Source organism: Planomicrobium sp. MB-3u-38 (assembly GCF_002836425.1).
In the GTDB taxonomy this organism is placed as follows: Bacteria; Bacillota; Bacilli; order Bacillales_A; family Planococcaceae; genus Planococcus; species Planococcus okeanokoites.
This window is the reverse complement of the sequence record NZ_PJBO01000005.1, coordinates 63,717-70,924: the sequence shown is the minus strand read 5'-3', so window position 1 is coordinate 70,924 and position 7,208 is coordinate 63,717. Positions and strand designations below refer to the sequence as shown.

The window sequence follows — 7,208 nt, the reverse complement described above, 5'->3', positions numbered from 1 at the left end:
ATATTTTAAAAACCTATAAAAAATATTTTTTTGCAAGCCGGGGCATTCTGCAAAGAATGTCTTTTTTGTTTAGTTTTTTCAACCAATATTCAAACTCATATTTCATTTGCTTCTCATAACTCTCTTGGTATCTTAAAATCTTAATTCCTTTCTCTTTCTTAAGATATACTTAGAGAATTAAGCACAACCATTCGTAAAATTACACTTTTAAAGACAAAATGGTCAATGCATCTTTACTCTCCTCTGTATTTGAATAGCTTCTGATAACCTCATGATATGTAAACTGATTTTGAAGAGAAAATCTCTTTATAAATTTTCCGGTACAAAATCACAAATCCAAATATCAGTAAGGTTCCATCTGCCTGGAAATCAGTGCTGGATTAATTCTAAGTGGCATATCTAAATAAACCGGTTTCCTGTACTGAGTACAGTATTTCATCGCATTCATGATATTTTCTAAAGTTCTACCTTGAAAACTTCCATTGATTCGACACGTCAATCCAATATTTAATGAAGTGTCAATAAAAATTGTTATATAAGAAACTCCATTTTAAAAAAGCGGATTTCATTTTACTGAAATCCGCTTTATTTTATTCAGCTATTTTTAAATACCAACTAACTTAGTTGTTTTCTATTTGCTGATCCAAGTTTTGCTCGATGTATTCTTTGCCCCATTCGTACATGGAATCAAGAATTGGAATAAGGCTTCTTCCTTGTTCGGTAAGTGAGTACTCCACTTTCGGCGGAACCACAGGGTATACTTCCCGGTGGACAATCAAATGATCTTCAAGTTCACGCAATTGATTCACGAGCATCCGTTGCGTGATGCCTGGCATAAGACTTTTTAATTCCCCAAAACGTTTAGTTCCTTCTTTTCCTAAATGCCATAGCACCAGCATTTTCCACTTTCCTCCGATGATGGAAAGTGTCAGCTCTTTTTCACAATTAAAAACTTTCTCTCCTAAATTAGGCATCTATTTTCTTTCCTTCCTTGTTATATTTCTATCATATACTTTTCGATACTATGTGATAAAAAAGTCAGTACTATAATTAATGTAACTTACTAATTATACTAGATATAGAATGGTTAGTAAATTTTTTAGCATTGGAATAATGTCTTTGCAATTGTGGGCGATAATGCAATAAAAACAGAAAAGAGGATAAAAAATGATACGAATTGGCATAGTGGGTACTAATTGGATTACAGAAAGATTGCTTGAAGCGGCAAAAGAGATTGAGAATTTTAAATTAGCAGCCGTTTATTCCCGAACGTTGGAAAGAGCAGAGGAATTTGCCAGTCAATATGGAATAACTAAAATTTTTACTGACTTGGAAGAAATGGCAGTCAGCGATGAAATCGATGCGGTTTATATTGCCACACCCAACTCATTCCATGCTGACCAAGCCGTCTTGTTTTTAAAAAACTCCAAACATGTATTATGTGAAAAACCGATGGCTGCCAATGCAGCAGAAGCAGCGAAAATGATTCAAGAAGCGAAAGATCATAATGTGCTGCTTATGGAAGCGATGAAATCTACGTTGCTTCCAAACTTTAAGGCCATTCAAAATAATCTGCACAAAATCGGCCCTATCCGCAGATACTTTGCTAGCTATTGCCAGTACTCATCGCGTTATGATGCATACAAAAAAGGAACAGTATTAAATGCATTTAATCCAAATTTTGCGAACGGTTCATTGATGGATCTGGGCACCTACTGTTTATACCCGCTCATTTTACTGTTCGGCGAGCCAAAAGAAATAAAGGCCACAGGTCTTATCCTGGATTCCGGTATAGATGGCGAAGGAAGTGTCCTATTGAAATATGATGACAAAGATGCGGTTATCATTTATTCAAAAATCACAAATTCCACTTTACCAAGCGAAATCCAAGGGGAAAAAGGAATTATGGTGATTGATAAAATACATTCAGCCGAAAAAGTGGACATTCATTACAACGATGGCACTGTTGAATCAGTGACAGTAGAACAACCTCAGCCCGCTATGTATTATGAAGTGAAAGAGTTTATCGATTTAATCAGCCAAAAGAAAACGGAGTCACTTGTTAATTCGTTTGAAAACTCCTATACCACCATGTGCGTAATGGATAAAGTCCGCCAAGAAATCGGCCTGTCCTATCCAAGTGATTCCAAGTAAACGGTCTTCAATTGATCAGGTCGTCGGAAGCGAATCAGAATTTTTTTCTTCTATATAATTGGAAGTATTCACTGGCTCTAAAATAAACTTTTCTAATACGTGAAGCACCCCTTCTTCATTGTTCGTAAAGGTCGTATAATCAGCCATAGCTTTCACTTCCTTTACGGCATTTCCCATTGCTATACCGAGACCGGCTGTCTCAATAAGTTCGATGTCATTATAGTTGTCACCAATACCGATTATTTCTGAACGGTCTATACCAAGTTTTTTCGCTAAGCATAATAGGGCACTACCTTTGTTTGCCTCGGGATGGGTGATTTCAAGGTAGTGTTTTTTTGATTTTGCGATGTGAGCATACTTGCCGAATAAGGTTTGCAATTCATTTTGTAAGTAATCGAGGACGATTGGTTCTTCGATAAAAAGTAGTTTTGTCACGCCTTTTTGGGCAAGCTTGATGAGATTGGGCTCTATCCTATAGGGCACTTTAACTGCTTCAGAATAAGCAATCAGCTTGTCATTTTCTACGGCACTGTAGAGAATATCATCTTGGTATATTTGTAGATGTAATTTTTTCTCACGAGAAATTTCGATTAACTTTTGTGCAATATCGGGAGGAACAGTGCGCTCATATATTACTTCTTTTTCATTAACATCCTTGATCAATGCACCTTGATATGTGATGAGCGGTACATTTATACCCAACTGCAGGGCAATGAGTTTCGCAGAGGAAAACATGCGGCCCGTAGCAATCGTAACAATTGTCCCCGCTTCCACCGCTTTTTTAATAGCGGTTACTGTATTTGGTGAAATCATTAAATCGTCTGTGAGCAATGTCCCATCGAGATCGATCGCGACCAATTTATACATAGGCTCTCTCCTTACAATTATGTTTTATCTTTCATGGAAAAATGATTGAAACAGAAAAATTCAACTTAATCCTTCAAACAACAATACTCGCGCAGGTGAAGCCTCCGTACCTACTAATTTCAAAGGCGCGGCAACCATAAAGTATTGTCCCTGCTCCACTTCCTTCAATCTCAGGCCCTCTATGATGATGATGTCGTTTGCAAATAAGGTTTTATGCGTCGGATGCCCTTCTTGGCTTCTTTCAATTCCAAGCGCATCTATTCCAACCCCGCGAATCCCTAACTCAGCAAGATAGCTTGCTCCATCTTTTGCCAGATAGACAAAATCAAAATTAAACTTTTCCTCAAACGAGTTTTTCGTTTTTAATAAAATAAAATCTCCTTTTTGAAGCTTGAATCCTTCTAAGTCCGTTTTTGAAATTCCGTTCTTTACTGCCGTCAAATCGAGAACTTGACAAGGCCCTACAAGACTGTCCAGCGAAAGCGATTCGAATGTCTCTCCATCCACATTCATATGAAGCGGCGCATCGATATGCGTTCCGGTGTGCACATCCAGATCCAGCCGCGTTTCCGTAACATAGCCGTTTGTCTGCTGATTGATTTTTGGCTGTTTTTCCGGTTTGTCCTTGTAAACGGTCATGCCTTCATAGATCGCCCCTGTTACATCATACATTTTCATGTAATCCAACCTTCCATTAGTAATATTGTCTTCAATGATACCTTCACCTTCGCATGCTATTTATACAGTTGTCCAATGAAAATACTTTGGTGCAAAAAAGTTCAAGCTTGATAAACAATTAAAAATAAGCTTGAGCTTAAAAAATCTTAAACTCAAGCTTATTCGTTGTTCTATTCTAAATTCGCATGTCTGCCATACATGACATCGGATTTGAGTCCCTTTTTATCCATGAATCTCAAAATCACCGCGTCATAAAACACAAGAAGCGACTGTTCAAACAATGATCCCATCGGTTGAATCGATTTGCCACTAGTGCCCTCCCCTTTTGCTTGTGCCGGTATTTCAATTCGAATATCCGCCAGTTTGCCTATTGTAGACTCAGGGTTTGTAGTAACAGCCACTATGGTTGCACCGATGCTTTTGGCTTTCTTCGTCATGGCTGCGAGGCTTTGGGTCTCCCCGGAACCAGAACCGACAATGAAAATATCATCGACTTCCAGGTTCGGTGTCACCGTTTCTCCAACCACATACGCATCCAGGCCTACGTGCATCATACGCATCACAAATGCCTTAGCCATAAAGCCGGATCGGCCCCCGCCTGCCACAAATATTTTCTTTGCACGCAGGATGCCGTCCACTGCCTTTTCGGCTTCCTCATCATCAATGAGAGCAGTGGTCCGCTTCAATTCAGCCAGTATTTCGTCTGTATAGCCCGCCGTGTTCATATTACGCCGTCACACTTTCTTTCATCATCTTTTGAATTTTTTCCGCTTCCGCGCCCTTGTTCTCTTTGCTTGTAATTCCACCGCCGACAATGATTAAATCCGGTTGTGCTTTAATGACTTCCGGCAATGTCTCCAGTTTGATGCCGCCTGCAATAGCAGTTTTGGCATTTTTTACGACGCTTTTGATTGTACGAAGATCTTCGAACGAATCTTTCCCTTCCGCTTGCAGATCGTAGCCTGTGTGGACACAGATATAATCCGCGCCAAGTTCATCAAGCTCTGCGGCCCGTGTTTTGATATCTTTTACGGCGATCATATCCACCAGGATTTTCTTACCTTGTTTTTTCGCTTCTTCAACTGCGCCCTTGATGGATGAGTCTTCTGCCTGAGCAAGAATCGTAACAATATCTGCTCCTGCAGCAGCAGCATTTGATACTTCATAAGCTGCAGCGTCCATAATTTTCACATCTGCAAGAACTTCCAGGTTAGGGAAAGCTGCTTTTATTTCTGCGACAGCTTTAAGACCTTCTTTATTGATGACTGGCGTTCCGATTTCAACGATGTCGATAAACGCCTCTACTTCTTTAACCACTTCGATTGCTTGTGGAATGTTTACTAAGTCTAAAGCTAATTGTAATTTCATACGTCATTCTCCTTGTTGTCGTATTTTTGATTCTAACTTAGTGTAAAACCTACAAGCATTGTTGTGAAGTACGCACTTTAATTTCACATACTGACAAAAAGTATACTGTCGGCGCCTATCACAATGGTAATCTGTTTAATTTCATATATATGCATTTATTTCCTAATATATCTGATTAACTTTATAGTTCTATTAAGACCGCTTTAAGATAATCCAATCACTTTTTCCTTTTCACTAAACACTCAACACGACTTATCCAGTTTGAAAATCAATTACTTGTTTCTTATCCGAATGAGCTATTGTAACTTTTTTGCAATAGATTACTTTCGATAATGGGATTTAACCTTTGTTATTTCTCCCTCAAAAAATCCTAAATTCCTTAACTTCTAAAAAATATTTCATGATAGAGATATTTTGTATATCAGATAAGTTTTTAAGAACCGGATCCCTGGTGAATTTCCTCCTCTTTCCCTTGCGACAGTATACTTTTTGTAAGTATATGTTTATAAAGTGCGTACTTACATAAAAAACTTTGAGTCATTATACTAAAACCTGTTGCGATTATCAGTCATGCCAGAGACACATGATTTTAAAAGTAGGAGGTTTTAACATATGCACACCGAGAATCTGCTTGAAGAATTTAATTTTCAAAATGATTTATTTGAAATCAAACAAGAACGGCCCCTGCAAAACATGACATTTGTCTTGTTCGGAGCAACAGGAGATTTAGCACAACGCAAGTTATTTCCTGCTCTGTACAATCTATACCTGGACGGGAAGTTACCCGAAACCATCTCGATCGTTGGTTTGGGGAGAGACTATTGTTCAGATGAAATATTTCAGTCTAAAGTGGAAAAAGCACTTTACGCATATTCCAGAAGGTCCATTCACGCTTCATCTTTGCCAGCTTTTTTAGAGAAATTTCGGTATTGCAGCTTTGATGCGACAGAAAAAGAGTCTTACTACAAACTGCGCGAACTTATTGAATACAGGGAAAACGAGTTGGGTATTCCTCAAAATCGGCTGTTTTATTTGTCTGTGGCCCCCAGCTTAATTGATATTATCACGTCCAACCTTAGTAAAAGCGGAATCAGTCAAAACAACGGGTGGAAACGCCTCGTTGTTGAAAAACCGTTTGGAAACAGCCTAAAAACAGCCAGAAAATTAAATGAGAATTTGGGCAACGTGTTCCGTGAAGAGGAGATCTACCGAATTGATCACTACCTAGGGAAACCTATGGTACAAAATCTAAGAACCTTGATCTTGGCGAATCCGATTTTGGAATCTTTGTTGAATCATAAACAAATTTCAAATGTCCAAATTACAGCAAGTGAGACTGTAGGTGTAGAAAACCGGGCTGATTATTATGATAAGGCAGGAGCCATCCGGGATATGGTTCAAAACCACCTTCTTCAGTTGGTCACAATGACAGCTGTCTATCTTTCGGATAACTTCATGGAAAATAAGGGCCGAGTGAAAAAGACAGACATTATTGCCTCTCTCCAATCCATCCGGAAAGAAAAAGCATACCAAAGCGTTGTCCGCGGCCAGTATGGTCCGGGAGAGGTTCAGGGCAACCCTGTCATTGGCTACAAAGAGGAGGCGGGGGTTAATGATTCCTCAACGAATGATACTTTTTTTGCAGCTCGCCTTTCTATCAATCATCCATCCTGGCAGGGGATTCCCTTTTATATACGAACAGGCAAACGGATGAAACTGAAGTCGACACAGATTGTTATTGAATTTGAAAACAAGCTGATGGATTCCAATGCACAGCAAGGAACGGCTCCAAATCTGATGATTCTTGAAATCAGTCCAAACGAAAGCATTTCGCTGCGCGTTAACTTAAAAAATCCTTCCAGCAATCGCTACAAGCCTGCTTGGATCAATTTTACAACAAACTCAAAAGATCAACCGGAAGCTTATGAACTTCTGCTCTATGATGCACTGTGCGGCAATTCAACATTCTTTGCCGATTGGAGAGAAGTGGAACTATCATGGAAGTGGATTCAACCACTATTAGAAGCTTACCAAGAGGAGTTATTGCCTTTATATTCTTATCCAGCCGGTTCAACAGGTCCAGAAATGGCAAATGAGTTATTGCTGACGGATCAATCGAAGTGGTGGTAAAAAATAGTTCA

7 protein-coding genes are annotated in these 7,208 nt (G+C 39.1%); 2 read left to right on the top strand and 5 right to left on the bottom strand.

What is annotated here, in order from left to right:
• Positions 1 to 620: 620 nt before the first annotated feature.
• Positions 621 to 974, bottom strand: a complete 354-nt coding sequence (locus CXF70_RS03420; protein WP_101190298.1) for a winged helix-turn-helix transcriptional regulator — start codon at positions 972 to 974, stop codon at positions 621 to 623.
• Positions 975 to 1,167: 193 nt separating this feature from the next.
• Here CXF70_RS03420 and CXF70_RS03415 point away from each other — a divergent pair, with 193 nt between their 5' ends.
• On the top strand, positions 1,168 to 2,154 hold the full coding sequence (locus CXF70_RS03415; RefSeq protein WP_101801555.1) for a Gfo/Idh/MocA family protein: 987 nt from the start codon (positions 1,168 to 1,170) through the stop codon (positions 2,152 to 2,154).
• A 15-nt stretch (positions 2,155 to 2,169) separates the two neighbouring features.
• On the opposite strand, the gene CXF70_RS03410 is transcribed toward CXF70_RS03415, so the two are convergent.
• The 4 genes from CXF70_RS03410 to hxlA form a co-directional block, all read right to left on the bottom strand.
• Positions 2,170 to 3,021, bottom strand: a complete 852-nt coding sequence (locus tag CXF70_RS03410; protein ID WP_101801554.1) for a Cof-type HAD-IIB family hydrolase — start codon at positions 3,019 to 3,021, stop codon at positions 2,170 to 2,172.
• Positions 3,022 to 3,081: 60 nt separating this feature from the next.
• Positions 3,082 to 3,699, bottom strand: coding sequence for a cyclase family protein (locus CXF70_RS03405; protein WP_101801553.1), 618 nt, complete (start codon positions 3,697 to 3,699; stop codon positions 3,082 to 3,084).
• A gap of 170 nt (positions 3,700 to 3,869) precedes the next feature.
• On the bottom strand, positions 3,870 to 4,424 hold the full coding sequence (gene hxlB, locus CXF70_RS03400; RefSeq protein ID WP_101190294.1) for a 6-phospho-3-hexuloisomerase: 555 nt from the start codon (positions 4,422 to 4,424) through the stop codon (positions 3,870 to 3,872).
• Position 4,425: 1 nt separating this feature from the next.
• Complete coding sequence (hxlA, locus tag CXF70_RS03395; protein ID WP_101190293.1) at positions 4,426 to 5,067, bottom strand: 3-hexulose-6-phosphate synthase; 642 nt, start codon at positions 5,065 to 5,067, stop codon at positions 4,426 to 4,428.
• 612 nt (positions 5,068 to 5,679) lie between these two features.
• Here hxlA and zwf point away from each other — a divergent pair.
• Complete coding sequence (gene zwf, locus CXF70_RS03390; RefSeq protein WP_233208529.1) at positions 5,680 to 7,197, top strand: glucose-6-phosphate dehydrogenase; 1,518 nt, start codon at positions 5,680 to 5,682, stop codon at positions 7,195 to 7,197.
• Positions 7,198 to 7,208: the final 11 nt, after the last annotated feature.